The 25,720-nt window shown below is 62.5% G+C and carries 23 protein-coding genes; 12 read left to right on the forward strand and 11 right to left on the reverse strand.

The genetic code is table 11. The features are described from left to right. Nucleotides 1-569 precede the first annotated feature (569 nt). The 3 genes from RCO31_RS02730 to RCO31_RS02740 all read right to left on the reverse strand — a co-directional run bounded on the left by RCO31_RS02730 (nt 570) and on the right by RCO31_RS02740 (nt 3,473). Nucleotides 570-1,571, reverse strand: coding sequence for a DUF808 domain-containing protein (locus RCO31_RS02730; protein WP_308966684.1), 1,002 nt, complete (start codon nt 1,569-1,571; stop codon nt 570-572). 327 nt (nt 1,572-1,898) lie between these two features. Then, nucleotides 1,899-2,672 (reverse strand): acetoacetate decarboxylase, encoded by a 774-nt coding sequence (locus tag RCO31_RS02735; protein ID WP_308966685.1) that lies wholly within the window; start codon nt 2,670-2,672, stop codon nt 1,899-1,901. A gap of 12 nt (nt 2,673-2,684) precedes the next feature. Continuing rightward, nucleotides 2,685-3,473 (reverse strand): 3-hydroxybutyrate dehydrogenase, encoded by a 789-nt coding sequence (locus RCO31_RS02740; protein WP_308966686.1) that lies wholly within the window; start codon nt 3,471-3,473, stop codon nt 2,685-2,687. Between the two features lie 271 nt (nt 3,474-3,744). On the opposite strand from RCO31_RS02740, the gene RCO31_RS02745 reads away from it, so the two are divergent. Continuing rightward, nucleotides 3,745-4,917, forward strand: a complete 1,173-nt coding sequence (locus RCO31_RS02745) for a patatin-like phospholipase family protein (protein WP_308966688.1) — start codon at nt 3,745-3,747, stop codon at nt 4,915-4,917. A gap of 31 nt (nt 4,918-4,948) precedes the next feature. Then, nucleotides 4,949-5,953, forward strand: coding sequence for a hypothetical protein (locus tag RCO31_RS02750; protein WP_308966690.1), 1,005 nt, complete (start codon nt 4,949-4,951; stop codon nt 5,951-5,953). Nucleotides 5,954-6,057: 104 nt separating this feature from the next. On the opposite strand, the gene pstS is transcribed toward RCO31_RS02750, so the two are convergent. From pstS to dusA, 5 genes are all read right to left on the reverse strand, one after another. After that, nucleotides 6,058-7,152: a phosphate ABC transporter substrate-binding protein PstS gene (pstS, locus tag RCO31_RS02755; RefSeq protein WP_308966692.1), complete on the reverse strand. Its 1,095-nt coding sequence runs from the start codon at nt 7,150-7,152 to the stop codon at nt 6,058-6,060. 58 nt (nt 7,153-7,210) lie between these two features. After that, nucleotides 7,211-8,314, reverse strand: coding sequence for a transporter substrate-binding domain-containing protein (locus RCO31_RS02760; RefSeq protein ID WP_308966693.1), 1,104 nt, complete (start codon nt 8,312-8,314; stop codon nt 7,211-7,213). Further along, nucleotides 8,311-9,204: a phosphate ABC transporter substrate-binding protein gene (locus RCO31_RS02765; RefSeq protein WP_308966694.1), complete on the reverse strand. Its 894-nt coding sequence runs from the start codon at nt 9,202-9,204 to the stop codon at nt 8,311-8,313. The genes RCO31_RS02760 and RCO31_RS02765 overlap by 4 nt, the downstream gene beginning before the upstream one ends. A gap of 93 nt (nt 9,205-9,297) precedes the next feature. Beyond that, nucleotides 9,298-11,016, reverse strand: a complete 1,719-nt coding sequence (locus RCO31_RS02770; protein WP_308966696.1) for a Na/Pi symporter — start codon at nt 11,014-11,016, stop codon at nt 9,298-9,300. Between the two features lie 139 nt (nt 11,017-11,155). After that, nucleotides 11,156-12,154 (reverse strand): tRNA dihydrouridine(20/20a) synthase DusA, encoded by a 999-nt coding sequence (gene dusA / locus RCO31_RS02775; RefSeq protein ID WP_308966698.1) that lies wholly within the window; start codon nt 12,152-12,154, stop codon nt 11,156-11,158. Nucleotides 12,155-13,113: 959 nt separating this feature from the next. Here dusA and RCO31_RS02780 point away from each other — a divergent pair. Both RCO31_RS02780 and RCO31_RS02785 read left to right on the forward strand, forming a co-directional pair. Continuing rightward, nucleotides 13,114-13,674, forward strand: a complete 561-nt coding sequence (locus tag RCO31_RS02780; RefSeq protein ID WP_308966699.1) for a hypothetical protein — start codon at nt 13,114-13,116, stop codon at nt 13,672-13,674. 22 nt (nt 13,675-13,696) lie between these two features. Continuing rightward, a complete protein-coding gene (locus RCO31_RS02785) occupies nt 13,697-14,128 on the forward strand; it encodes an SDR family oxidoreductase (protein ID WP_308967049.1) in 432 nt (143 codons plus the stop codon). Nucleotides 14,129-14,267: 139 nt separating this feature from the next. Here RCO31_RS02785 and RCO31_RS02790 read toward each other — a convergent pair whose 3' ends face one another. Continuing rightward, complete coding sequence (locus tag RCO31_RS02790) at nt 14,268-15,161, reverse strand: LysR family transcriptional regulator (RefSeq protein WP_308966700.1); 894 nt, start codon at nt 15,159-15,161, stop codon at nt 14,268-14,270. A 293-nt stretch (nt 15,162-15,454) separates the two neighbouring features. Between RCO31_RS02790 and paoA the strand changes: the two genes are divergently transcribed. From paoA to RCO31_RS02815, 5 genes are all read left to right on the forward strand, one after another. Continuing rightward, the gene (paoA, locus tag RCO31_RS02795) at nt 15,455-16,117 is read left to right on the forward strand and encodes an aldehyde dehydrogenase iron-sulfur subunit PaoA (RefSeq protein WP_374991413.1); all 663 of its coding nucleotides are present in this window, start codon (nt 15,455-15,457) and stop codon (nt 16,115-16,117) included. Further along, nucleotides 16,114-17,064 (forward strand): xanthine dehydrogenase family protein subunit M, encoded by a 951-nt coding sequence (locus RCO31_RS02800; protein ID WP_308966702.1) that lies wholly within the window; start codon nt 16,114-16,116, stop codon nt 17,062-17,064. The genes paoA and RCO31_RS02800 overlap by 4 nt, the downstream gene beginning before the upstream one ends. A gap of 4 nt (nt 17,065-17,068) precedes the next feature. After that, the gene (locus tag RCO31_RS02805; protein WP_308966704.1) at nt 17,069-19,333 is read left to right on the forward strand and encodes a xanthine dehydrogenase family protein molybdopterin-binding subunit; all 2,265 of its coding nucleotides are present in this window, start codon (nt 17,069-17,071) and stop codon (nt 19,331-19,333) included. A gap of 87 nt (nt 19,334-19,420) precedes the next feature. Next, nucleotides 19,421-19,789, forward strand: coding sequence for a carboxymuconolactone decarboxylase family protein (locus tag RCO31_RS02810; RefSeq protein ID WP_308967051.1), 369 nt, complete (start codon nt 19,421-19,423; stop codon nt 19,787-19,789). A 71-nt stretch (nt 19,790-19,860) separates the two neighbouring features. Next, nucleotides 19,861-20,286, forward strand: a complete 426-nt coding sequence (locus RCO31_RS02815) for a cupin domain-containing protein (RefSeq protein WP_308967052.1) — start codon at nt 19,861-19,863, stop codon at nt 20,284-20,286. A 120-nt stretch (nt 20,287-20,406) separates the two neighbouring features. Here the strand turns inward: RCO31_RS02815 and RCO31_RS02820 are convergent, their stop codons facing one another. Together RCO31_RS02820 and RCO31_RS02825 are read right to left on the reverse strand one after the other, a co-directional pair. Then, nucleotides 20,407-20,838, reverse strand: coding sequence for a DUF1772 domain-containing protein (locus tag RCO31_RS02820; protein ID WP_308966705.1), 432 nt, complete (start codon nt 20,836-20,838; stop codon nt 20,407-20,409). After that, nucleotides 20,835-21,257, reverse strand: a complete 423-nt coding sequence (locus tag RCO31_RS02825; RefSeq protein ID WP_374991414.1) for an SDR family oxidoreductase — start codon at nt 21,255-21,257, stop codon at nt 20,835-20,837. Before RCO31_RS02825 ends, RCO31_RS02820 begins: the two co-directional genes overlap by 4 nt. 55 nt (nt 21,258-21,312) lie before the next feature. On the opposite strand from RCO31_RS02825, the gene RCO31_RS02830 reads away from it, so the two are divergent. The 3 genes from RCO31_RS02830 to RCO31_RS02840 all read left to right on the forward strand — a co-directional run bounded on the left by RCO31_RS02830 (nt 21,313) and on the right by RCO31_RS02840 (nt 25,441). After that, a complete protein-coding gene (locus tag RCO31_RS02830) occupies nt 21,313-21,696 on the forward strand; it encodes a DUF2946 family protein (protein ID WP_308966707.1) in 384 nt (127 codons plus the stop codon). A gap of 107 nt (nt 21,697-21,803) precedes the next feature. Beyond that, a complete protein-coding gene (locus RCO31_RS02835; protein ID WP_308966709.1) occupies nt 21,804-24,005 on the forward strand; it encodes a TonB-dependent siderophore receptor in 2,202 nt (733 codons plus the stop codon). 71 nt (nt 24,006-24,076) lie between these two features. After that, nucleotides 24,077-25,441, forward strand: coding sequence for a PepSY domain-containing protein (locus RCO31_RS02840; RefSeq protein ID WP_308966710.1), 1,365 nt, complete (start codon nt 24,077-24,079; stop codon nt 25,439-25,441). The last annotated feature ends 279 nt before the right edge of the window (nt 25,442-25,720 follow it).

Here is a 25,720-nt window from a genome sequence, read left to right on the forward strand (position 1 = left end):
TGCGGAGCGGGATGCGGTGGCCGTTACGATGCCGGGCCTTGGAAAGCGCCGGAGAAATCCGTGTGATGCCCGAAGGCAATCAAGACGCCGGTACGACGGACGGACGGTCCAAGTGCATGCCCGGGCGACAGTTCGCACGAACCGGGCGAAGCCAGCGAAAGTGGCGAGGCCCGGGGGCATGCAGCAAGCCGTGCAAGAACCATCGCGTGCGGAGCGCAGGCGTTGAGCCTCCTCCGTGGCTTGCCGTGTGCCCCAAAAGGCATACGGCCGCCGTGTGCTTCCCAAAGGCATACGGCTGCCGTGTGGTCCAAAGCCACACGGCGCCGCGGGCGCGGTGAAACGCCCTTGCGTTCCGCACAGCCCTTTCGGGCCAAAGGAAAGCACAAGACGACCGGCAAGCCCCAGGCCGGACATGAACAGGGGGCGATAAGTTACGCCTGTAGCCCGCATGAGCGCAGCGATATGCGGGGCTGACTATCGTTACAGCGAGGCTTCCCCGGATGTCGCTGCGCTCATCCGGGCTACAGGCACAGGTTCTTCGACAATTGAACAGACGACGACGCAGCCACCTACGCCGTCCGCTCCTTTCGCGGCAGGAGGCCCTTGAACGCCTTCCATGCCGGCGCCAGCACGTAGCCGATCAGCGGGATCAGCGCGCCGCCGATCGCGAGTCCGACAACACCCGCGCACGCCGCGGAGACGATCCACTCGACCGCACCGGCTATTGCCGGCAGCGCGCGCGCGGCGGAAAGCGCCGCCTCGTGGATGATGTGCTCCAGCGTGTGCAGGCCGTAAGAGTCGAGGCCGTGTACGATGATGCCGCCGCCGACCCAGATCATCGCCGCGGTGCCGACGATGCTGAGCGCCTTCAACAGCACCGGCATGGCGAGCACCAGGCCGCGGCCGATCGCCCGGCTCGCCATGCCGAGCGCATGCGGGCTCCGGTTGCTGGCGAGCGCAACGCCGAAATCGTCCGCCTTGACGATCAGCGCCACCACGCCATAGACGGCCACCGTAATGCCGATGCCGACCACGGCCAGGATCACCGCCTTGCTGACGAAGCTGCCGTCCGGAATCGCCGCGAGCGCGATCGCCATGATCTCGGCCGAGAGGATGAAGTCGGTCTTGATGGCGCTGGCGATCTTCTCGTCCTCGAGCGTCTTCGGGTCGATCGCCACCGAGCCGAGTTCGGCTTCATGGGCGTGCGCCGCATGCGGCACGATCGCCTCGTACACTTTCTCGGCGCCCTCGTAGCAGAGGTAGGCGCCGCCGATCATCAACAGCGGCGTGACGGCCGCGGGAAGAAAGTAGGCGAGCGCCAGTGCCGCGGGAAGCAGGATCAGAAGCTTGTTGCGCAGCGAGCCGAGCGCGATGCGATAGACGATCGGCAGCTCGCGCGCCGCGGTGAAGCCGACCACATAGCGCGGCGTCACCGCCGCATCGTCGATCACCACGCCCGCAGCCTTCGCCCCGGCCTTGGCGGCCTGGGTCGCCACATCGTCGAGCGACGCCGCCGCCACCTTGGCAATCGCAGCGACATCATCAAGAAGGGCGATCAGTCCAATGCTCAACGAAAAGTCCTCACTCTATCTTGTTGGGCGCCTTTGCGCCTGTCTCCGCCCGCCATAGGGTGTCGCATATCGATTCCTCAGAGATCGCAGCGAACTCGGCGCGCTCCCTCTCCTTGGGGAGAGGGTTGGGATGAGGGGCACAGGCGTCGATGGTGTCGCACAGCTTATCGCCAAACATATCCTCCTCGGGTCGTGGCGAAGCTCGACCTTCGCATCACAACTGCCGAACGCCCTCACCCTAGCCCTCTCCCCCGGGAGAGGGGACACCGCCGAGCGCGTGGTCCTGGTGCACATTCGATAGCCTGCCAGATGCTTGGTCGCGGCTCTCTACTCCGCCGCCAGCGAAAGCGCGTCGGTCTCCTTGTTATAGTCGTACACGACACGCCCATAGGGCAAGGTCAGGTCGGCGAGGAAGTGATGCGCGCCGACAATCCGTCGCACCGGAAAATCGGCGACCGGGGCGTTGACATGCGGAACGAGATGCAGGCGGCCCGGGCCGATCCACGAGCCCTTGACGTGGATGTCGGTGAGATTGATCGCCACCAGCTGGCAGATCTCGGCGCGGCCGTCGACGCCCGGAATGAGCTTCAGGTTGATCTGCGTCTTCGCCAGCGCGGCCCGGGTCAGCTCGCCGTTGCCGGCCATCGCTTCGTGCTTGTAGCCCATCGTGCCCATGGCGACCTGCTGGCCCGCATACTCCAGCGTACCGGTGAGCGTATCCTTCACCACCTCGAGCTTCGGGTGCGCGTACTTCTTCGGAAAGCCCCAGATCTCGCGGCCCGCCGCGATCGGCGGGTCGTCGTCGAGATACATCTGCGAGACGTAGTTCACCTCCTCGCCCTTGAAGCGGGCGGGGACGACGAGGCCAGATTCGGTATAGCTGCCGAAACCGGAGGAGTCCGGCATCTTGATCCACTCGTAGTGCACGAGCGGCCTGTCGATCGGCTCCAGCGGCTCGGGCAATTCCTCCCTGATCAGCTCCGGGTCGGTCTCGAAGGTGATGATGAGGAATTCGCGGTCGATGAATCGGTACGGGCCGGCCGGATAGCAGGGCTGCGTGGCCGGCATCGACGAAAGCTTCAGAACCTCGTCCTTGCGCATCGGTCGGCTCCCTTAATGCGCGGTCCAGCCGCCGTCGACCGGCAGCGCGATGCCGGTGATCGAGCGCGCATCCTCGGTGCACAGGAACGCAACCGTCGCTGCGATCTCCTCGACGGTGACAAAGCGCTTGGTCGGCTGGGCTGCGAGCAGCACGTCGGCGACCACCTGTTGTTCGCTGATGCCGCGCGCCTTCGCCGTCTCCGGGATCTGCTTCTCGACCAGCGGCGTCAGCACGTAGCCGGGACACACGGCGTTGACGGTGATGCCGTGCTCGGCAACTTCGAGCGCCGCCGTCTTGGTCAGTCCGGCGATGCCGTGCTTGGCCGCCACATAGGCCGACTTGAAGGGCGAGGCGACCAGCGCATGCGCCGAGGCGACGTTGACGACGCGACCCCACGCATTGCGCTTCATCGCCGGCAGCGCCAGGCGCGTGGTGTGAAACGCGCTCGAGAGGTTGATGGCAAGAATCGCATCCCACTTCTCGACCGGGAATTCCTCCATCGGCGCGACGTATTGGATGCCGGCATTGTTGACGAGGATGTCGACGCGTCCGAACTCGCGCTCGGCCTCGGTGATCATGGTGGCGATCGCCGTGCTGTCTGCCATGTTCGCGCCGCTGTAGAGCACCTTGACGTTATGCCCGTTCGCGATCTCGCTGCGGACGGTTTCGATCTCGTCCTTGTCGCCAAGCCCGTTGAGCATCACGTTCGCGCCGCTCGCGGCCAGCTTGCGCGCGATGCCAAGCCCGATGCCGCTGGTCGAGCCGGTGACGATGGCGGATTTTCCGGAAAGCGAAGTCATGCAAGCCCCCTTCTGATGCATCGCAAATCTGTAGGTGGCCTGTCTGACGCCGCTGTGACGCGAGCCTCTCACCCGTCATTGCGAGCGATGGACTGTAGCCCGGATGAGCGAAGCGACATCCGGGAGACTGGCCTGCCGAGTCACACCCGGATGTCGCTTCGCTCATCCGGGCTACGCGTCTCGCGCAACGACAATCGCAACGAATCCGTCACATCGGCGTCATTGCCAGCGGGAATCGTAATGGCCGTGCATTCAGGAACAGGGGGCTGACATGGACGCACGGACATCGGACACGCTCGATCGAGGTGTTGCCATCGCCGCACGGCAGTGGCGGCCGGAGCGCTGCGATCGGGTGGCGCTGGTATTGCAGGGTGGCGGCGCGCTCGGCGCCTATCAGGCCGGCGTCTACGAGGCGCTGCACGAGGCGGGCCTCGAGCCGGACTGGCTGTGCGGCGTGTCGATCGGCGCGATCAACAGCGCCATCATCGCCGGCAACCCGCCGGAGCGTCGCCTGGAAAACCTGAAAGCCTTCTGGAACAGGATCACCAGCCGCAAGGTCTGGCACTACACGCCGGATGGCGACGTCTATCGCAAGGCGCGCAACCTGACGAGCTCGATGATGACGGCGACGCTCGGCCAGCCGGGCTTCTTCACGCCGCACCAGGTGACGCCGTGGTTCAGCCCGGCCGGCGCGCAGACCGCGACCAGCTACTACGATACCTCACCGCTGCGGCAGACGCTGCTCGAGCTGGTCGACTTCGACCTGATCAACGCGCGGAAAGTGCACTTCGCGGTCGGTGCGGTGAACGTGCTGACCGGCAACTTCCTTTACTTCGACAACGTCAAGGAAGTGATCGAGCCGGAGCATGTGATGGCGAGCGGCGCGCTGCCGCCGGCATTGCCGATGGTGCGGATCGGCACCGATCATTTCTGGGACGGCGGCATCGTCTCCAACACGCCGCTGCAGCACCTGCTCGATCAGGACGACCGGTTGAACTCGCTGGTGTTTCAGGTTGATCTTTTCAGCGCGCGCGGCGTGCTGCCGCGCGACATCCAGGAGGTGATGGCGCGGCACAAGGACATCGTCTACTCCTCGCGCACGCGCTACAATACCGACGTCTACCGGCGCATGAACGACCTGAAGACCAGCCTCTACCAGGCGCTGGCGAAGGTGCCGGAGGAGTTGCTGACAGAGCAGGAGCGCGCCACGCGCGATCATCTGGCCGATCTGCCCGAGATCGCCATCCTGCAACTGATCTACCAGCAGACCGCCTATGAAGGGCACGCCAAGGACTACGAATTCTCGGCGACGTCGATGCGCGAGCACTGGCAGAGCGGTCTCGACGACACGCGCCGCACCCTGAAGCGGCGGGACTGGCTGGAGATGCCGCCGCAAGGTGGCGGCGTCGTCATCCGCGACGTGCATCGGGAGAGGGACTACTGACTCCATCGGCCATCACGACGATGTATCCGTCATGTGTGTATCGCGTTCGTTCCTGCTCGCCGCCTTCTTTCTCCAGGGTGCCGATGCGCTGGCCGCCGATCGAAGCATCAAGGCGGCGCCGGCCGTCACCATGTTGCCCGCCGTGTGCGTCAGATCCGAGCCATCGCCCGGCACGCCCGAGGTGCCGGGCGGCGACATCTTCGGGATGCTCAGTCCGAGCGACATCGGCGATCCGTGCAGTCTCAGTTATGCGGCTGAAATCACCGGCCGCACCGGCAAGCGCGACGGCCGCTACGTCGCGACGACCAAGAAATCGCAATTGACCTACACGCACTCGCAGCAGCTGTCGTTTGCCGCTTCGCCATTCGTCAGCGCCTTCCAATGGAAGGATGTCGGCGGCAATCACGATGCGCTCAAGGGGGCGGGCGCGGGCGTCGAGCGCAGCAGCCTGAACACGGTCGACTTCGACGGCGTGTCGTTTGAGGCCAGCTGGCGGGTGCTGTCGCGCTCGTTGCAGCAGCCGCTCGCCGTGACGCTGTCGACGGAGCCGCGCTGGTTTCGCCGCGACGCCATCACCGGCTACCGCGCCGATTCCGGGCAGGTCGAGTTGAAGCTGTTCGCCGACATAGCGCTGAGCGAGCACTGGTTCGTGGCGGTGAATGCGAATTACGGCTTCGGCACCCAGCGGCTGAAGATTCCCAGGGCCGAACTGCAGAAGGGATCGGCCTACGGGGTGGCGACCGCGCTGACATTCCAGGCCTGGAAGGACGAGACGGCCGCTGTGCAGGCCGTGTTCATCGGCGTCGAGGCGCGCTACGTGCAGGGGTTCTCGGGGCTGACCCTCAATTTCCGGGTCGGCGAGGCGCTGTTCGCCGGCCCGACGCTGGCGATCGCGTTCAAGGGCGGATCAATGCTGAACCTCGTCTGGTCGCCGCAGCTTGGCGGCCACGCCTGGCCGCCAAGCGCGCCCGGTCCGCTCGATTGCGACAACTTCGAGCGACATCAGTTCAGGATCAAGTTCGCGACGCCGTTGTGATGATCGTCATTGCGAGGAGCTGTAGCCCGCATAAGCGAAGCGCCATGCGGGGCCGACTCTCAACCCGGATGTCGCTTGCGCTCATCCGGGCTACGGTCTTGAGCTCAGCTCGAGAACTTGAAGCTCGTCGCCCAGTACGCCTTGATGTCGGAGACGAGCGACGACGGCAGCGGCACGTAGCCGAGATGCGCTGCGTCGGCTGCGCCACGCTCCAGCGCCCATTGCAGGAAGTTGAGCGTCGCGCGCGAGCGTTGCGATCCGCCGCTCTTCTTCATCTGCGCGAACACCGTCACCACCATCGGATAGGCGGTCTCGCCGGGCGCATCGACCAGCAGCTGGTCGAAATCGGTCGTGCCGCTCCAGGTCGCGCTGCTCGCTGCGGCCTGGAAGGCGAGCGGCTCCGGCTTGATGAACTGGCCGGCGCGGTTCTGGATGCTGGCATAGCTCAGCTTCGCCTGAAGCGCCTGGGCGAACTCCACATAGCCGATGGCATTGGCTGTCTGCTTCACCGTCTGCGCCATGCCGTCGTTGCCCTTGGCGGCGGCGCCGACCGGCCATTTGACGAGGAGATCCGAACCGACCTTGTCCTTCCAGTCCGGGCTGACGCGCGAGAGATAGGCCGTGAAGTTGAACGTGGTGCCCGAGCCGTCGCTGCGCCGGACGACCGCGATCGGCGCATCGGGCAGCTTCAGCGTCGGGTTGATCGCCTTGATCGCCGGGTCGCTCCAGGTCGAAACCTTGCCGAGGAAGATGTCGGCGAGCAGCGGTCCGGTGAACTTGATCTCACCAGGGGCGACGCCGGGGAGATTGACGACCGCGACCACGCCACCGATCACGATCGGAAACTGGCCAAGCCCGAGCTTTGCGAGCTCGGCGGAATTCAGCGGGGCGTCGGACGCGCCGAAATCGACCGCGCCTTCGCGCGCACGCATGGTCCCGGCGAGCGAGCCGCTCGGCTCGTAGTCGAGCACAGGTCCTGCCGGCGGATCCTCAAGTCCGGAGTTCGGCGCCGGATAGTCGCCGCCGCCCGCTTTCCAGCGCTGGTAACCGACCGCCCACTTGGAAATGATCGGAAATGCGAAGGTCGAGCCGGCGCCGGTCACTGCGGCGTTTCCGGCGATCTCCTGCGCACGCACCGGCGCGGTGGCGAGACCGGCGACAAGCGACAGGGCGAGACACGATGCGGCCAGCAATCTCATGGGGAGGCTCCTTCGTTTCGAATTCGATTAGGGACGACGGGTGACACGGGCATGACGCTCACGGCTCGTTGGCTGTTCCGACATATTTCTGAACGACATCCTTCCAAGCTGGCCCATGCACGATCTTCAAGAGCGCGCGGTTGATCGGCTCCGTCAGCGGGCTGCCTTGCGGCAACGCGATGGCGTAGTCGCGCACGGCGAGCGTGTGCGGCAGGATCTGCAGCTCGCGCCAACCATAGGTCTTGATCATATGGCCGAGGATCGCGCGCTCGTGCACCAGCGCTTGCACGTCGCCCCGCTGCAGCGCCTTGCTGGCCTGGATCACAAACGGGTAGTTGCGCACGGTCAGGCCCTGCAGCGACGACCATTCCTCGCCCGTCGTGCCTGCGACGACCGCGACCCGGGCGCGTGGCAGATCGTTCGGACCGGTGACGCCGGTCTTGAGCTGGCCGACGACGAACGACGACGCCAGCGTTGCCGAAAACACCGAAACGAGAAAGATGCTGGAGAACATCCAGAGCAGCGCCAGAGTGCGGCCGCCCCAGCCGATCGGCACCTTGTCGCCGTAGCCGGTCGTGGTCATGGTGACCGCCGCCCACCAGATACCGTCGCCGACGCCTGGCAGGAAGCGCTGATCGAAGTGAGCGCCCTGGCGGCGCTCCAGCAGCCAGATCGATGCGCCGACGGCGACCAGCAGCGCGACCAACCCGCCGACGATGGCGGCCGTGCGAAGCGTCATCAGGTTGCCGATCGTCGCCAGCAGGCCGCCGTCCGGTTCGGTCCGCACCAGGATGCCAAGGCCTGCGGAGAAGTAAGGGTGCGTGAAGTCGAAATGGGTCTCGGCGTCATGGGTGATCGGGATCGCCGCCAGCGCCGCATCGATCTCGCCTCGCTCAAGCGCTTCGAGCAGGCCCGCAGGATCGTAGTCGAACTCGCGCAACTCGATCGGCGCCTTCAATTCGGCGGCGATCTGTTGCCCCAGCTCGATGCTGAGGCCGTGCCACTGGCCATCGTCGCCGCGAAGCACGAACGGCGGCACGCGCATGGTGCCGACGACAATCTTGCCGGCCTCGGTGCCGACACGGGCCTGTGCCAGTGACGGGTCTGCACCGGTGCACAGGATGGCCGCGATCAGGGCGAAGATTCGGGCTAGCGACCTCATTCGCCGTCCTGGGTGATGCTGACATAACCGGCCTTGCGGACCAGCGACTGGCCGGCGGGGCTCAGGCAGAAGGCGACGAACGCGCTCGCCGTATCGGTCGAGCGGCGAGGTCCGATCAGATGCAGCGTGCGCGCCAGCGGATAGCGCTGCGACCGGACCTGCTCCGCCGTGGGCGTCGCCGCCTGCAACTGTTCGTCGACGCGCAGCGCGATCGACTTGACGCCGTTGCGTGCAGACCTCAAAGCGCCGAGGCTGGTGTAGCCGATGGCGCCGGCCCGCGCGCCGACCTCGGCGACGATCGCCTCGTTCGTCGGCAGCTGCGTAACGGATGGCGCATAAGCGGCGTCCTTGAGCACGCGGTCGCCGAACAGCGACGCCGTGCCCGACCCGGCCGCGCGGGCGAAGGCCGTGATCTCCAGGTCCTCGCCGCCGAGTTCGCGCCAATTGCGGATGCTGCCGGCGAAGATGGCTTGAAGCTGCTCGAGGTCGAGCGCGTCGATCGGGCTTGCGCGGTTGACGATGATGGTGACGCCGTCGCGCGCCAGCGCGAATTCCGAAAGTTCGATGCCTTTCGAAGCGGCGTAGTCGCGCTCACGTTGCGACAGGTCACGCGACGCCATGCCGATATCGGCAATGCCGTGCAGAACTGCTGCCACGCCGTCGCCGGAACCTCCGCCCTTGACGATGACATCGGCCTTCGGATTCCGGCTCATGAATTCTTCGGCGCACGCCGACACGACGGGACGCATGGTCTCGGAGCCTGCGACCTGTACCGAGCCTGTAGCGCCGGTCGCTGCCTGCCGTTCGCGGAGAAAAAAGAAAAGCGCTGCAACGGCCGCCAGGACAACGAACGCGGCAAGCGCGATGGTGCGTGAAATGGGCGAGGCCATGGCTGAGGCCTCCTTCGAAAACAGACGCTTAAAAATGAGCGAGTGGTTGGCGGACGCCACAGGCGTCCGCCAGGATTGTCGTCGAGCTTGAGGTCAGGCCGGCGCGACCGCCGCGCTGCCTGGACCTTCGAGCACCGGGCTGGTGCGGCTTGCCTCCGCCGCCGGCAGCACGCGTGCAACCGAACGTCGTTCGGCGTCGATCCGGTCGATCAGGTAGAACGCGCGCTCGGCGCTGCCGAGGATGGCGATGATCGCGCCGCGATCTTCCGCGGGAAGTTCGGACCCGAGCTTCAGGCAGCGTTCGCGCAAGGCGACGAGCTTCGGCATGCGGTCGTCCATGTTGGCCGCTGCCGGCTTGGGCGATCCGCTGGCCGGCTCGATCGACTGAAGGCCTGAGGAAATCTCGTCGATCACGCTGTTCACCAGCTCGCGGCCGGTGGCCGAGAAGGGATGCCGCTCGATACGACGCGCAACCTGATAGAGCGTCTCGCCGAGGCTCGCCGTGAAGTCCTCTTCCTCGATCAGGCTCGCGACAACGTCGGCGCGCGCGTAGGGGAGGTTCGGTGCGAACAGCACCGACGTGTATTGCCGGATTTCGCGGCTGAGCACGTCGATCGCGCCGGCATGCTCCTCCACGTCGTCCGGCGCATTTTCGGCGCCGCGCGCGATGTCGAGGAATTTGGCCGCAGCCCCGACGTAACGCTTTGTCTCGTTCTGGATCGCCGACAGCGCGTGCGCCGGATCACCCGCCAGTCGCGGATCGAGGTAGCGCGGCTGCGAGTAATCCTCCACGTCTTCCGCCGAGGTATGGCCGACCCGCGACAGCACGCGTTCGAACACGCCGACGAATGGGAACAGGAGCACCGTGTTGAAGACGTTGAAGAAGGTCGAGTAGAGGCCGACCGCCACCGGCACCAGCGGGAAGGTCTCCTTGCCGTTGACGATGACCGGAACGCCCGGATCGCCGCCGAAGAAGCCCATGGCCCATGTCAGCACCATCATGGACGGGAAGAACAGCGGGATCGTCACGCAGACGCCGATGATGTTGAAGGATATGTGGGCGTAGGCTGCACGCTTGGCATTCTTCGACAGATTGAGCGAGGCCATCCAAGAGGTGATGGTGGTGCCGAGATCGGCGCCGAGCGAGAACGCGACCGCGGTGGTCCAGTCGAGCACGCCGGCGGCGCCGAGGCCCATGACGATGCCGATCGTCGCCGACGAGGAGTGGATCATGGCCGTCACCAGCGCTGCGATCAGCACGCAGTAGATCAGGCTCAGGAAGTTGTCGGCCTTCAGCGCCGAGAGCACCTGCATCACCTCGGGCATGTTGCGCAATGGCCGGAGGCCACCGGTCATCAGGTTGAGACCGTAGAAGATCAGCGCGAAGCCCATGCAGGCCAGCGCGATGTTGCGGACCTTGTCGCTCTTCGCGAACACGTAGACGAGGGCGAAGATGCCGGCCAGTATCAAGCCGAGCGGTCCGAGCGGCAGCGCGATCAGGCCGTTGCCGAGCGTGGTGCCGATATTCGCGCCCATGATGACGCTGATCGCGGGGCGCAGCCCCATGACGCCCGCGTTCACAAGGCCGACCACCATTACTGTCATGGCGGTGGACGACTGGATGATGCCGGTGATCGCGGTGCCAGCGAGCACGCCCTTGATCGGCGTTCCCGCGATCTTCGCGAGCAACGCCCGCATCTTGTTGACCGCAAGCGACTGGATGCCGTTGCTCATGAATTCCAGCCCGAGCATGAAAATGCCCAAGCCGCCAATAACCGGCACCAGGATGTCCTTGAAGATATCCGACTGCATAACCCACCCCATTTGTGAATGCGACGGAATGTAGCCGCGGCTTCATGACAGGCGCGCGACATCGGCAAGCCCGCTACAAATCATTCGCGAGAGGCGGGCGGTGAGAGCCTTAGGGGCGTTGCTGGAGGTATCCTGGACCTTACGCAGCCACCGAAGCTTCGATGCGTTCCGCGACGAGGTCCATCGCATCGCGCAGCACTGTGGCGATAGCGCCGGGCTTCACCGCGTGCTCGGCAAGATGCCGGCGGAACGCCCGCGCGCCGGGCACCGCGTGGAACGCGCCGACGAGATGACGCGTCATTGCATGCAAGCGGATGCCGCGGGCGAGTTCGCGCTCGACATACGGAATGAAGGCCTCGATCGCATCCTTCATGCTTCGTTGCGGGCCCGGGTCGCCGAACAAGTCACTGTCGGCGTCCAACAGCCGCCATGGCTCCTGATAGGCGGCGCGGCCGAGCATCACACCATCGACATGCTGCAGATGCGCCTTCGCCTCCGCGATCGATCCGATGCCGCCATTGATGATGATCGGGACATCCGGCATCGCCGCCTTCAGCCGATAGACCAAGCCGTAGTCGAGCGGCGGGATATCGCGATTTTCCTTCGGCGACAGTCCCTTGAGCCAGGCTTTCCGGGCATGCACGACGAGCGCGTCGGCGCCGGCCGCGACCACGGCGCGCGAGATCGTCTGAAGCGCGATCTCCGGCTCTTGGTCGTCGATGCCGATCCGGCATTTCACTGTGACCGGCACGCAAACGGCCTGCTTCATCGCCGCGACGCAGTCGGCGACGAGATCCGGCTCGGCCATCAGGCACGCGCCGAAGCGGCCGTCCTGCACGCGGTCGGACGGACAGCCGACGTTCATGTTGATTTCGTCGTAGCCGAAATCCTCGCCGATCTTCGCCGACGTTGCGAGGTCGGCCGGGTCCGAGCCGCCAAGCTGCAGCGCGACCGGATGCTCGCTCGCGTCAAAGCCAAGCAGACGCGCGCGGTCGCCACGGATGATGGCGCCCGTCGTCAGCATCTCCGTATAGAGCCGTGCCCGACGCGACAGCAGTCGATGGAAGACGCGACAGTGTGTGTCGGTCCAGTCCATCATCGGCGCGACGGTAAATCTATATGACTGAAATCGCTGCATTTTTTGTGTGAATTTAAGCGCTGGGCCGGTCGTGTGTACCCGATTTTAGATCACGGCGCGCCCCCAATTTACGGTTCTTCGACGTCAGCGCGCACCCCCTGAATGGTCTCGGTCGCAAGGATGCTGCGGAACCTGTCTCCAAACATGGAAGACGTAAGCATCACTTTGCGCCGCTCCAAGGACTGCAGCCTTCGCGCTCCTCACTCTTGCGGCGAAGCCGGGGCGAACTCTCGACCATGACTCGACCGACACACAAGAGTGCTGCTCCGAGCTCTCCGCGCAGGGTTCTGGAATAGCATCGGACATGGTCTCATTCACTCATCACCACGGATACTCCATGACGAAATGAATGATGATCGCCAGAATCAGCGATGGGAGCATGAGCCCTGCATGTGCGCTATCCACGACGAGCCTTTCTGATGTTGAACCACTTGCCATTCGGTGTGCTTGTGCACGATTGCAGCTTGACTGAAACTGGCCGGGCAGCGCATTCGGACCCCCTGAGTGTTAGCGCTGCGCGTTTGATAAAGGGATCACGTGGTCCGAAATCTGGTCGCACATGACCGAGTGTTTCTGTCGGATCGAATTTTGTATCGAAAGATGTCTAACCGGATTGAAGACAGCCTTCGTTACAAAAATTTCTTCCATCCCTGCGCGGCGAATGGATCGTGATCCTCGCCGCCCGAGTGCGGGGGCTCGGTCCCTCGTTGAATGCTCTCGCCGCTGGACAGCCCACGCGCGGAAGCCAGTCCGGATTCCCGATCTTTGATTCGGTTAGTCGTTGCCTTCGTTCGGTAAACGCAAGTGATCGTCTTGACCGACGCTGCGATCGTTCGTCAAATAGTATCGATATGGTCGCATGGCGTAGCCGTGATTCGATACACACCGAACCGGCCGGACACTGAGTAACGTTGAGAGATGCTCGGCAACGTAGGGAACAATGTTTCCGCACGGTTGCAATGAAGGTTTCCGCTGAGTTCAACAACCGGCCGACGAAGATCGCGCCATCAAGGATCAAGATCATGTTTCGGCATGGAATGTTCGTCTTGCGGCTTCTGGGATTGTCACTCCTGACGGTGGGCGTATCGATTGCGCCGGCTTACGCGCAACAGAGCTTCAATGAACTGGCCGGCTCATGGTCGGGTGTGGGTTCGATGAAGCCGTCGGATGGGCCGCGCGAGCGGATCCGTTGCAAGGTCAATTACGCTGTCAAAAATGAAGGGCGGTCGACGAAAATGAATGTGCGTTGCGCGAGCGATGCTTACAAGCTGGAGCTGACTGCCAATATCGATCAAAGCGGCTCCGCGCTTTCAGGCAATTGGTATGAAAGCCAGTACCGACAGGGAGGCAAGATTTCGGGTCGGAACGTCAATGGTTTGATCGAAGCGAGAATCGAGGGCGATACGGTTGCGGCCTTGCTGACCGTCCGGACAAAAGGGAACCGTCAATCGTTCGCTATGGAATCGCCGGGGGCATGGGTTTCACAAGTCTCGATCGATCTTCTCAGAGATTCTCGATGAAGCCGTCGCGGGCCGATCGGTCATCGGCGCGACGCAAACTGTAGGCCTCCCGACACCCGAAGAGGTGGCGAACATCTTTGTATTTCTCACGTCCGATGGAGCGAGCTTCGTCACCGGCGCCCTCTATCTCGTGGATGGCGGCACCAGGATCGCAAAGGGCGGGCCGGGTGAAGTCGCTCCAAACTTCGTCAAGGAGGAGCCGAAGTCGATACTCGATCTCAAACACAACCGCGACGGCTTTAACAGCAAAGGATCGAAACCCCGCCTGCCGCTAGCGCCTGACTCTAACGTTTGCGTCAGTTGGAGGCAGGTGAGCGATAGGTGCGCGACAGCCAGGCGCTTTCCTTACTCTGATGTGCGAGTCCGCAAAGATCCATCGTCTCCAGGGTCGCCAGACCAAGGAAGATCGCCGCCGGAAGGACGAGGGACAATTTGTTTCGCGAAGCGCGCCTAGTGAGCGATGGCATTACCGAACTTTCTGTCAAGGTTACGGATTCTGCGTCCCAAATAGGCCTACGACACACAATCGATTAGGCTGAAAAATATGAATGGCCTTATGACCTACTCTCACCAATGAGGTCGTCGTCGGCATTTCAGCCGCGGTAGCGAAGCGCTTCAATCAGCAAGGCAAAAGCAGCGGTGGGCTGACGGCGGCTGGGATAGTAGACGTGATATCCCGAGAAAGGTGCGCACCAGTCATCTAATACTCGAAGGAGGGCGCCTTTGTTGAGGTGTTCTACGACGGCATCTTCGGGCAAATACGCGAGCCCAAGCCCAGCCAGTGCTGCGTCGATTCTCAGGGCCAGATTGTTGAATACAAGCGGACCTTCCGTGCGCACTTTCAGCTCGCGCCCGCGCTTCTCAAATTCCCAGGCGTAGATGCCGCCATATGTCGGCAATCTCAGATTGATGCAGCTATGCTCGGTAAGGTCTTGGGGTTTCTTGGGCGGCTTCCGCTGTTTGAAATAAGCAGGTGCGCCCACGACGGCCATGCGCATATCGGGTCCGATGCGCACCGCAATCATATCTTTTGCGAGCTGCTCTCCCAGTCGCACACCAGCGTCATAGCGTTCCGCAACAATGTCGGTGAGGCCATAATCCACCATGATTTCGACGGAGATCTCCGGGTATTTCGGCAAAAAAGTCTTTAGCGCAGGCCACAGTATGCTCGAGGCCGAATGCTCGCCGGCATTGATGCGGATCGTTCCGGACGGACGCTCCCTGAAATCACTTAAGCCTGCCACGGCAGTATCGATGCCGTCGAAATGCGGCTGAAGAATACTGAACAGGCGCTCACCGGCTTCAGTCGCAGACACACTGCGTGTCGTCCGGGTAAGGAGCCTGAGCCCGAGCCTTGCTTCCAGTCCGCTAATCGTATGGCTCAACGCCGATTGCGATACCCCGAGCTGGGCCGCTGCGCGCGTGAAGCTTCGTTCGCGGGCGACGGCAACAAAAGCGACGAGATCATTGATATTCGCGCGGGGCATTCATGAGGCCTCCTCATAACCATATGCGAAAGTCTTACGCTAATCGCAATAGTCCCGCGGTCCTACATTCGCTTTGACGTCAGCCTGGCCGAGGCTCGTTGAACGACTGGGCGAACTGAAAGGGATTAATGAAGTTTCCTCATGACCGTATGTTCGATTTGGTCGTAATGGGTTCTTCTTCCCGAAAATCAACGTGCTCCAGCGCTTCGCAGATCGGGCATCGACCGACTGCGACAAACCGCGTTGGGAACAAATCTAATGACTACAGCGCTGCCTGTTTGCCACCGCCAGGAATGGAATCGATGCAAAAACCAAATCTCGTGCAACTCTCGCGCCGCGCCTGGTTAGGCGGCACCGCAGCCACGCTGGCATTGTCTACGCTGTCATCGCAGGTCTCAAGCCAGCCAGGTTCAACGCCCATCGCTGCGGGTACCGACGCCCCGGTGACAAATAAGGTCTCGCTGACGGTGAATGGCACTCCGCGAGAGCTGTCAATCGACACGCGCACGACCCTTTTGGATGCGCTGCGGGAGCATCTGCATTTAACCGGTTCGAAGAAGGGATGCGATCAGGGGCAGTGCGGCGCTTGCACCGTCATAGTCGGCGGAAGGCGCATCACCTCATGCCTGACGCTGGCGGTCATGCATCAGGGTGACGAGGTCACGACCATCGAAGGTCTCGGGTCGCCGGAGAACATGCATCCGATGCAGGCGGCTTTCGTGAGGCACGATGGCTATCAGTGCGGATACTGCACGCCGGGACAGATTTGTTCGGCAGTAGCGATGCTCTCCGAGATCAAGGCGGGTATCCCAAGCCATGCAAGTGCGGATCTCCTCGCGCCAGCGCAGGCCACAACCAGCGAAATCCGGGAGCGCATGAGCGGCAATATCTGTCGCTGCGGCGCGTATTCCAACATCGTCGATGCCATTGCTGAAGTTGCCGGGAGGCAGGCATGAAACCGTTCTCTTATGAGCGCGCTGAAACTGTAGAGCAGGCGGCAGCGTCGGCCGAGCGCAATCCGAACGCGAGGTTTGTGGCCGGCGGAACTAATCTTCTGGATCTCATGAAGCTTCAGATTGAGACGCCGAGTCATCTCATCGATGTCAACAAACTCGCGCTCTATAAGATCGAGCCCACGCCTGACGGTGCATTGCGCATTGGTGCGTTGGTCCGAAATACGGACCTAGCCGCCAATGAGCGGATCCGCCGGGATTATGCGGTGCTTTCGCGCGCTCTATTGGCCGGTGCGAATGGCCAGTTGAGAAATCAGGCGACAACGGCAGGCAATCTGCTGCAGCGGACGCGCTGCCCATACTTTTACGACACCAATATGCCCTGCAACAAGCGAAAGCCGGGCGGTGGTTGCTCGGCCATTGGCGGCTTTACACGCCACCACGCCATCATAGGTGCGAGCGATGCCTGTATCGCCACGCATCCCAGCGACATGGCCGTGGCGCTGCGGCTTCTCGACGCGACTGTAGAGACCGTGCGCGGAGATGGCACAAAGCGCACCATTCCTGTAGCCGACTTTCACCGCTTGCCAGGAGACACACCGCATATAGAAACCGTGCTGGAGAAGGGCGAACTCATTACAGCAGTGGTGTTGCCCAGGCCGCTGGGCGGCGTCCACGTCTATCGCAAAGTACGCGACCGCGCCTCCTTCGCCTTCGCGCTTATATCGGTGGCAGTTGTAGTTCAACGCGACGGCGCAGGCCGTATCGCGCTGGGCGGCGTCGCGCACAAGCCATGGCGTGTCGAAGCCGCAGAAGCCGAACTTCCGCGCGGTGTGAAATCGGTAATGGAACCGCTGCTGGCGGGCGCCAGAACCACTCAAGACAACGCTTTCAAGCGGCCGCTCGTTCAGCGGACGCTCGCGTCGGTGCTCGCTGAAGCGAAGGGTTGAACACATGCGATTTGATGAGCCAGCAGAAACCAATCCAATCGACCAGCTCAAAGTGATCGGGCAGCCGTTGAGCCGCATTGACGGCCCGCTGAAAACCACCGGCCGGGCGCCCTACGCCTATGAGCGCCACGACGTCGCGCCTAACGCCGCCTATGGCTACGTTGTTGGTTCGGCCATCGCCAAAGGCCGCATCCGCAGTCTGAACGTAGAGGAGGTGCAAAAGGCCTCTGGCGTGCTGACCGTCGTCACGGCGGAAAACGCCGGCGCGCTCGGCCAGGGTAACTTCAACTTTGCTAAGCTTCTCTGTGGACCTGAGATTCAGCACTACCATCAGGCGCTTGCCGTCGTCGTCGCGGAAACTTTTGAGCAGGCCCGTTCCGCCGCATCGCTTCTGCGCATCGACTATGGGCCAGAACGAGGCTCCTATGATCTGGAGGAGGTGAAAGACACAGGCAGGCCTGCACAAATCACCAGCGGTCCCGGCGATTCCAGCGTCGGCGATTTCGCGGGCGCGTTTGCCGCCGCAGCGATGAAGTTCGACGAAACCTATAGGACACCCGACGAAGCACACGCGATGATGGAGCCGCACGCCACGACGGCTGCCTGGGATGGCGATCGGCTGACAGTGTGGACGTCCAATCAGATGGTCGACTGGGGCCGATCTGAACTGGCGCGCACGCTCGGCATGCCAAAGGAGAATGTAAGGCTAGTTTCGCCCTTCATTGGCGGCGGCTTTGGCGCCAAGCTTTTCCTGCGCTCAGACGCGCTGCTCGCGGCGCTCGGAGCGCGCGCGGTGCAGCGCCCGGTCAAGGTCGCGTTGCAGCGGGCACTGGTGATCAACAATACGGTCCACCGGCCGGCGACGATCCAGCGTATCCGCATCGGCACGACCGCTTCTGGCGAAATAACCGCCATCGCGCATGAGAGCTGGTCAGGCAATCTTCCGGGCGGAAAGCCGGAAGCGGCCGTCCAGCAGACGCGCTATCTCTACGCGGGAGAGCACCGGCTGACCGCCACACGCCTTGCGTTGCTGGATCTTCCCGAGGGCAATGCCATGCGCGCGCCGGGAGAAGCGCCTGGCATGATGGCGCTGGAAGTGGCCATCGATGAGATGGCTGAAAAGCTGAAGCTCGACCCTATCGAGTTTCGCTTGAAGAACGATACGCATTACGTGCCCGACAATCCTGTCCGCCCCGTCTCGCCGGATCCGCAATCCATCGCCGACCGGGAGAAACCGGAGCCGAACAAGCGCCCATTCTCGCAGCGTCGGCTGGCCGAGTGCTTCCGTGTGGGTGCGGAACAGTTCGACTGGCAAAAACGCAGCGCAACGCCGCGCCAGGTGCGGGAAGGGCGCTGGTTTATCGGCATCGGTACCGCTGCGGCGTTCCGAAACAATCAGCTTACGAAATCTGCGGCGCGCGTAAGACTCGATGGTCAAGGCGTCATCACTGTCGAAACGGATATGACGGATATCGGCACGGGCAGTTACACGATCATCGCGCAGACCGCAGCGGAGATGATGGGTGTGCCCGTCGAGAAAGTGGTCGTTCGTCTTGGTGATTCGATGTTTCCGGTGTCGGCCGGCTCCGGCGGGCAATGGGGCGGCAATTGCTCGACGGCCGGCGTTTATGCGGCGTGTGTCAAATTACGTGAGCTGCTTGCTCAAAAGTTTGGCGCAAACTCCGCGGATGTGCAGTTTACTGACGGACTGGTCAAAGCCGGAAACCGTTCGGCGTCGCTTGCGCAGCTCGCAGGCGACGCTGGCGTGGTCGCTGAAGACGCTATCGAGTTTGCCAACCTGCGCGATTCCTATCAGCAGTCCACATTCGGCGCGCATTTTGTCGAAGTAGGTGTTGACGTTGCGACCGGCGAAACGCGTATCCGCCGAATGCTCGCTGTGTGCGCGTCAGGCCGGATTCTCAATCCCAAGACGGCGCGGAGCCAGGTTATTGGCGCCATGACCATGGGAGCAGGGGCCGCATTGATGGAGGATCTCGTTGTCGACAAGCGCTTCGGGTTTTTCGTCAATCATGACCTCGCATCATACGAAGTGCCGGTTCACGCCGATATCCCGCATCAGGATGTCGTCTTCCTGGATGAGACAGACCCTGTGTCCTCGCCCATGAAAGCCAAGGGTCTGGCCGAACTGGGCATCTGCGGCGTCGGTGCGGCTGTTGCCAACGCCATCTATAACGCCACGGGCGTGCGCATCCGCGATTATCCAATAACGCTCGACAAGCTCTTGGAAAATTTGCCTGAGCTGAGCTGAGACCGGAACAAAGGAGCTACGGAATTGAATCGCTTGAGGCAATCAGTCGCCGCAACAATTATAATCACGACAGCAGTCGTTCCAACAATGGTGCATGCTCAATCCAATACTCCGGCGACGCCGTCCGCCAGCCCGCGGCAGCCATCGGCTGCACAGCAGCTGATGGGTGACGTTGCTCCCAAGTTGGCGGAGCTTACCGATGGTGTGTTGTTTGGAGATGTCTGGGAGCGGCCACAGCTTTCCAAGCGGGACCGCAGCCTAGTGACGATAGCGGCCCTGATTGCGCTCAATCGTCCGGACCAGCTTCGCTCCCACCTAAATCGAGCGCTTCAGAACGGGGTTACACAGGAAGAAATCGTCGAGGCGATTACCCACCTGGCATTCTATTCGGGATGGCCGAATGGCGTAACTGCGGTCGGCATTGCAAGAGACGTGTTTCAACAGCAGAAGCGTTAGGCCCAGCTATTCGGTCCTCTGCATTTCCTGGATGCGCCATGAGAAGCACTCTATACGCAGGCCTTCTTGCCATGATCATTCCAAATGCGGCCAACGCCGAAATCGTCATCACGCGCGTTGGTACGCAACCCTCCAGCGCAGGTCCCACCGAAAACTTCACCGGCAGCGTCCGTGTCGATTCACGTTTCCAGGCCAAGGCTCCCGCCCGCATTGGGGGCGGCTTGGTGACGTTCTCGCCCGGCGCACGCACCGCATGGCATACGCACCCCTTGGGTCAGACACTCATCGTCACCGCGGGCGCGGGCCTTGTGCAGGAGTGGGGCGGACCGGTGCAGGAATTCCGGCCGGGCGATATCGTTTGGATACCGCCGGGCGTGAAGCACTGGCATGGTGCAACCCCGACGACGGGGATGTCACACATCGCGATTGCGGAAGCGCTCGACGGCAAAGTGGTGGAATGGCTGGAGCACGTTACGGACGATCAGTACCAGCGCTGACGACCGTTTGGTCAGGCACGCGATCGGCTCGGACGGGTTCGCAAAATATCTTCACCGCATACGCGGGCATCATCATCTCTCTGTCGCCGACGGGTCTCGAGTGAATCGGCGGGGCGGGCGTCAGTCTGCTGATGCCCACGCAAAAAGCAGCACCGCGATCGTCCCCAGCGCGCTTCTGACGTTGTGAAGTTTGCCCCACTGGACCAGCATCCTTCGGCTTTCGGTGCCTGCTTGATTTTGATCCATCGCCAGCAGACGCTTGTTAATCGGCATGATCATCAAAAGCGTGAAAGGCCAATTAGCAAGGAGCGCAACGCTCCCTATGATCCAACGCCAGTCCGACGAGAGATAGCCGGCGGCTATTCCGGCCAGACCGCCAATCACAGCCAGTCCGGACTGGATTGGGAGGGCTCGCTTGTAACTCGGCTGCCATTGCCGAAGAAGCGGCGCATCGTCCAGACAAAGCCGAGCAGGATGCTCGACAAGCGTAATGTAGAGCGCGGCCCCAGCGAACAGTGCAGCGCTGATCAGAGCAACCAACGAAAATATCATGACCGTTCCTCGGCTTTGCCGGAGGAGGCGCGGAACCCAAATAACTGCAAATCTATTGGCGCGTCGTCAAGGCTTAAGGACCGCCGCGCTCGCTGGCCGCACCAAACACCTGCCCGGTCGCTTCGTTTGAGGCCAGAACGACAAAGAGCGAGGCGAGCTCGTCCGCCGGCCCGCCCCCCGGCGGCGTCGTGGCGCCGAAGCTCTTCAGATTTTCCTGGGTCCTGACCGCCCGTGACCTGCAACGGCGTCCACACTGGGCTGGGGGCCACCGCGTTCACGCGGATTCCGTTCTTTGCCAGCTGCTTTGCCAGACCCTTCGTGAAGATCAGGAGCGCGCCCTTGGTGGCGGCGTATTGCCGGACATTTCGTTCACCCGAGAACGGATAAGGACGGCGAGGACGTCCTTGCTGGATTTTCAAACGATATCGGACATGCTAGGCATTTTTTGGGATCAACCGAAGGGCAGGGCGGCTCGTGAGCAGGCGAAAGGGGTGGACCGCGTGGATTGCGCTCGTCGCAGCCTATGCGTTCGCAATTCAGTCGCTGTTTGCAGCGTTTGCGATTGGCGCCAGCGCCACTCCATCTCACTCTGAGATTCAAGGCGCGATCTTCTGCATCGCCAATGGTGAAACCGCGCCGACCGGTGATGCGCCGCCGAACAGCAGACACCTGCTTGACTGCTGTACTCTTGCGTGCGGCATGTTCGCGGCCGCGGTCGATGCGCCGCCCGATGCGGCTGCGGTCCCGTTGCCGCCGCGCGCCCAGGCGATCGTCCTTTTTCCCGCCGGCCATGAGTCCGTTCGTTCGAAAGGCGAGGGACGTCTCGGCAATCCCCGCGCTCCACCTCTGATGATCTGATCGGAATCGTCGGCGCACGACTAGCTGTGCCGACATGTATCCGTGCTCGTTGCGGCGGTGACCCGCCTCAACGCCGCATGTTCTGTCATCAGTGATGAGAATCAATCATGTCTGCCCGTCAAGCGCCCGCCCGGGCGACGCGGCGCATGTGCGTCGCCGTGCTGCTCGCGTCCTCCGCTACACCTCCCGCATTCGCGCAAGAAGCGCCGGCGCAATCGACGTCGGCAGCTGTCGAGTTGCCGACGATTGCCGTCGAAGGATCTGCCAGCCCATCGAATCTCGATGTGCCGAATTCCGTGGGCAGCCTGGTCGGGCTGACGCCGCGCGAGACGCCGGCGACCGTCAATATCGTCACGCAGAAGGATATGCAGGAGAAGGGGCTCCGCACTGTCGTGGAAACCCTCAACTCGGTGCCCGGCGTAACCTCTGGAAATCTCCCCGGCGAACCGGCCGTCATTTCCATGCGCGGCTTCTCCCGCGCCGCTACCGGGTATGCGATCGACGGCGTGCGTGCGGTCGATCCGCTGATCGTGGCGCGCGACTACGACACGTTCAGTTTCGAGCGGATCGAGATCCTCAAAGGGCCGGCGTCTGTGATCCAGGGCACTGGCGCGCTGGCCGGCGCTGTGAACCTCGTCACGAAGCAGCCAAGACTGCAGGAAACAAGCGCCGAGGGTCTGATCAGCTACGGCAGTTTCAATTCGCTGCGGACGGGCATCGACGTGAATGCGCCGATCGGGCCGGAGGCGGCCGTGCGATCGACGCTGAGCTACGGGCAGTCCGATGGCTATATCGACGACACTAATTCGAGGAAGGTCGGCCTGACCACAAGCGGTGCCTATGCGCCGACCGACAGACTCTCGTTCTCAGGCTCGGTGAACTATTTTCATGACGAGTTCAAAACGCCCTACCAAGGAATACCGCTGATCCCGCGTTCGGTGGCGCGTGATCCCACAAATCTTGTCTCGGCCCCGAACGGGCTCGTCGTCGACCGGTCCATCCGCGATCAGAACTACAATGTCATCAATGGACTGATGGAGTCCGATACAGTTTGGCTGCGCGGCGGCGCCGAGTACAAGCTGACCGGCAGCTGGACGCTGAAGAACGAACTGAGCTTCTTCAAGGCCGATCGCATCTGGGCGAATTCCGAGGACTTCACATTCAATGCGATGTCGGGCCTGCTTGATCGTACAACGACAAAGATCACCCACGATCACCAGTTCTGGTCCGAGCGCGCGACGGCCGCCCATGATGGCATGATCGGCGGGTTTCGTAACCGCTTTAGCGCCGGTGTCGAATACATCGACACGGCGCTTCAGTCGGACAGAAGGTTTGGGACGACCGGCGCGGTCGACCCATTCAATCCCAGTCGTGGTTATTTTCCCGCTGATACCGCTGCGAACTTTGCGACTCGACAGGACTTCGACAGCGCTCTCAAGACGTTTGCCGTGTTTGCGGAAAACGCGATCAATCTGACGCCGGACTGGCTTGTGCTCGCCAGCATCCGACACGAAAGCATGAAGCTCGATCGCCGGATCGACGACCTGAACACGGGCGCGATGTCACGTTTCGACAAGACGTTCGAAGATCTCTCATGGCGCATTGGAACGGTCTACAACGTGACGCCTGGGACGGCGCTGTTCGCCCAGTACAACGAAGCCGCCATTCCGGTTGCAACGCTGCTGCTCAGCAACACGGCTAACGGGCGCTTCGAGCTCTCCACGGGCCGTTCCGTGGAAGGTGGAATCAAAGCATCTTTCTGGAGCGATCGCGTCGTTGCAACTGCCTCGGTGTATCAGATCGAGCAGGACAATATCCTGACACGTGACCCGATCAACCCGGCGCTGACCGTGCAAGGCGGCAGCCAGCGCTCGCGCGGCATCGAGCTGGATGTCTCGGTCGCGTTGACGGAGCAGTGGAAGGCTGGCGGAAACGCATCGTTTATCGACGCTGAGTTCACCGAGCTGCGCAGTGCCAGTCGCGATCTGCGAGGAAACCGCCCGGTCAATGTCCCGGCTGAGGCATTCATGATCTGGACCAGCTATCGGTTCGCGCAGATTCCGTTGACGATCGGTGCATCGATCCAGCGCGTCGGTTCATTCTATACCGACACCGCCAACACGATCGAGGTCAGCGGCCGCACGCTGCTCGATGCCTGGCTGGCCTACGACATCGCTGGCGGGACGCTCCGGCTGCGTGGTCGCAATCTCACCAATGCTTTCTACGCGGACTGGTCAGGATACAGCTCCACCCAGGTGTATCTTGGTGCGCCGCGCAGTTTCGACGTCTCCTACAACATCAAATTCTGAGCCAACACCGACGTGCCTCGCCTGCTTCGCTGGCGAGGTCACTGTCCGGGCGTCTTCAAATGCATACGGCAATGACTTCTTTCTTCTCGCCCGCAGACCTCTACCGAACCGTCTGGCGCTGGCATTTCTATGCCGGCCTGGTCGTTGCGCCCTTTCTGTTCGTGCTGGCGGTGACGGGCGCGATCTATCTCTTCAACGACGAGATCAACGACGTGCTTCATCGCGACCTGCGCATCGTCGCGCCTGTGTCCCACCCGGTGCCACTCGGCCAAATCGTTGAGGCGGCCGTCGACGCCTATCCGGGAGGGAAAGTCACCCGCATCGACACCCCGCGCGGAGCCGATCGCAGCGCAGAGGTGTTCGTCACGCCAGCATCAGGCGAGCCGCTGCGCGTATTCGTCGATCCCGGAACGGGTCAGGTTTTGGGATCTTACATCTACACGCACACGCTGGTAGGCTTTGCCGACGTCGCACACGGATCGCTGATGCTGGGCGATTTCGGCGATGGTATCGTCGAACTCGCCGCCTGCTGGGGCTTCATTCTGACGGTGACCGGACTCTATCTCTGGTGGCCGCGCGGACGACGATGGTTTGGTGGCGCTCTCTATCCGCGATGGAACAGGCAGGGACGGTCCTTCTGGAAGGAATGGCACTCCGTGCTTGGCATTTGGTGCGCACTCCTCATCATGTTTCTGATTCTGACTGGCCTGCCATGGGCGAGTTTCTGGGGCGACCTGCTGCGCCGGGGCACCGATTTGGTCGGCATCGGCTACCCGGCAAGCCACAGATTGCATGGGACGCCATCGACCTCGACGATCAAGGATGCCACCGGCCAAGCCGCCCCATGGACGTTGGAAAAAGCGGTGATCCCGCACTCGGACCCGCATGCCGGCCATCACGGGCACGGCGTCGCATCCGACCAGTCGACCGCCGACGCATTGGGCGTGAACGACGTTGCCGTGATCCTGGAGCAGCAGGGCATGAAATCCCCGTATCGGTTGAGCCTGCCGAGAGATGCCAGGGGAGTCTTTACGGCCTTCTCCTACCCCGACCAGCCGGAAACACAGCGCACCCTGCACATCGACCAATACTCGGGCCGCGTTCTCGGTGACATCCGCTTTCAGGATTACGGATGGGCAGCAAAAGCGGTCGAGCTCGGTGTTCAGATCCACATGGGCAACTATTTCGGGCAGCTCAATCAGATCGTCATGTTGATTCCCTGTATCGGAATCGTCGTTTTGACGGCGACTGGCCCCATCATGTGGTGGCGACGACGCCCGAAGGCGCAGTTCGGCGCACCACAGCCAACGTCGTCGCTGAGCGCGCGCACCTTGACGATGATTGTGGTGGGACTTTGCGTGGTCTTCCCGCTCGCCGGTGCGTCGTTGGCGATTGTCCTCATTGCGGATAACGTAGGTCGTCATCTGCTGGCGTGAAGCAGATCGTGCGTCCGCTACGTCGCGATGCCTGGGGGCGCCTCGTCATGCCATCTCCGCCTCCACGACAGGCACCGCCGGCCATCTCACCGCGCGTGCAATCCTGCTGCTTATTGGCTTTCAAATAGGCAGACCTATCGACGTCGCGCCTTTTCGGCATCGTCGCTGCCCGACCGCTCGGCGAGACCTCATCGCCGGGGCCTGCGTCGGGATGATCCGAAAAACGCATTCGCGATAGACACTTACGCGCGAGGTTCGCCGTTGCAGTGAGATCATGCC

Source organism: Bradyrhizobium sp. LHD-71 (assembly GCF_031157255.1).
Classification (GTDB): Bacteria; Pseudomonadota; Alphaproteobacteria; order Rhizobiales; family Xanthobacteraceae; genus P52-10.

Bases quoted from the DNA above. Each gene is read 5' to 3' on its own strand.
- RCO31_RS02735 (WP_308966685.1), bottom strand. From the start codon at position 2,672: ATGCGCAAGGACGAGGTTCTGAAGCTTTCGTCGATGCCGGCCACGCAG.
- RCO31_RS02740 (WP_308966686.1), bottom strand. From the start codon at position 3,473: ATGACTTCGCTTTCCGGAAAATCCGCCATCGTCACCGGCTCGACCAGC.
- RCO31_RS02745 (WP_308966688.1), top strand. From the start codon at position 3,745: ATGGACGCACGGACATCGGACACGCTCGATCGAGGTGTTGCCATCGCC.
- RCO31_RS02750 (WP_308966690.1), top strand. From the start codon at position 4,949: ATGTGTGTATCGCGTTCGTTCCTGCTCGCCGCCTTCTTTCTCCAGGGT.
- pstS (WP_308966692.1), bottom strand. From the start codon at position 7,152: ATGAGATTGCTGGCCGCATCGTGTCTCGCCCTGTCGCTTGTCGCCGGT.
- RCO31_RS02760 (WP_308966693.1), bottom strand. From the start codon at position 8,314: ATGAGGTCGCTAGCCCGAATCTTCGCCCTGATCGCGGCCATCCTGTGC.
- RCO31_RS02765 (WP_308966694.1), bottom strand. From the start codon at position 9,204: ATGGCCTCGCCCATTTCACGCACCATCGCGCTTGCCGCGTTCGTTGTC.
- RCO31_RS02770 (WP_308966696.1), bottom strand. From the start codon at position 11,016: ATGCAGTCGGATATCTTCAAGGACATCCTGGTGCCGGTTATTGGCGGC.
- dusA (WP_308966698.1), bottom strand. From the start codon at position 12,154: ATGCAGCGATTTCAGTCATATAGATTTACCGTCGCGCCGATGATGGAC.
- RCO31_RS02780 (WP_308966699.1), top strand. From the start codon at position 13,114: ATGAAGGTTTCCGCTGAGTTCAACAACCGGCCGACGAAGATCGCGCCA.
- RCO31_RS02790 (WP_308966700.1), bottom strand. From the start codon at position 15,161: ATGCCCCGCGCGAATATCAATGATCTCGTCGCTTTTGTTGCCGTCGCC.
- paoA (WP_374991413.1), top strand. From the start codon at position 15,455: ATGGAATCGATGCAAAAACCAAATCTCGTGCAACTCTCGCGCCGCGCC.
- RCO31_RS02800 (WP_308966702.1), top strand. From the start codon at position 16,114: ATGAAACCGTTCTCTTATGAGCGCGCTGAAACTGTAGAGCAGGCGGCA.
- RCO31_RS02805 (WP_308966704.1), top strand. From the start codon at position 17,069: ATGCGATTTGATGAGCCAGCAGAAACCAATCCAATCGACCAGCTCAAA.
- RCO31_RS02810 (WP_308967051.1), top strand. From the start codon at position 19,421: ATGGTGCATGCTCAATCCAATACTCCGGCGACGCCGTCCGCCAGCCCG.
- RCO31_RS02815 (WP_308967052.1), top strand. From the start codon at position 19,861: ATGATCATTCCAAATGCGGCCAACGCCGAAATCGTCATCACGCGCGTT.
- RCO31_RS02820 (WP_308966705.1), bottom strand. From the start codon at position 20,838: ATGATATTTTCGTTGGTTGCTCTGATCAGCGCTGCACTGTTCGCTGGG.
- RCO31_RS02835 (WP_308966709.1), top strand. From the start codon at position 21,804: ATGTCTGCCCGTCAAGCGCCCGCCCGGGCGACGCGGCGCATGTGCGTC.
- RCO31_RS02840 (WP_308966710.1), top strand. From the start codon at position 24,077: ATGACTTCTTTCTTCTCGCCCGCAGACCTCTACCGAACCGTCTGGCGC.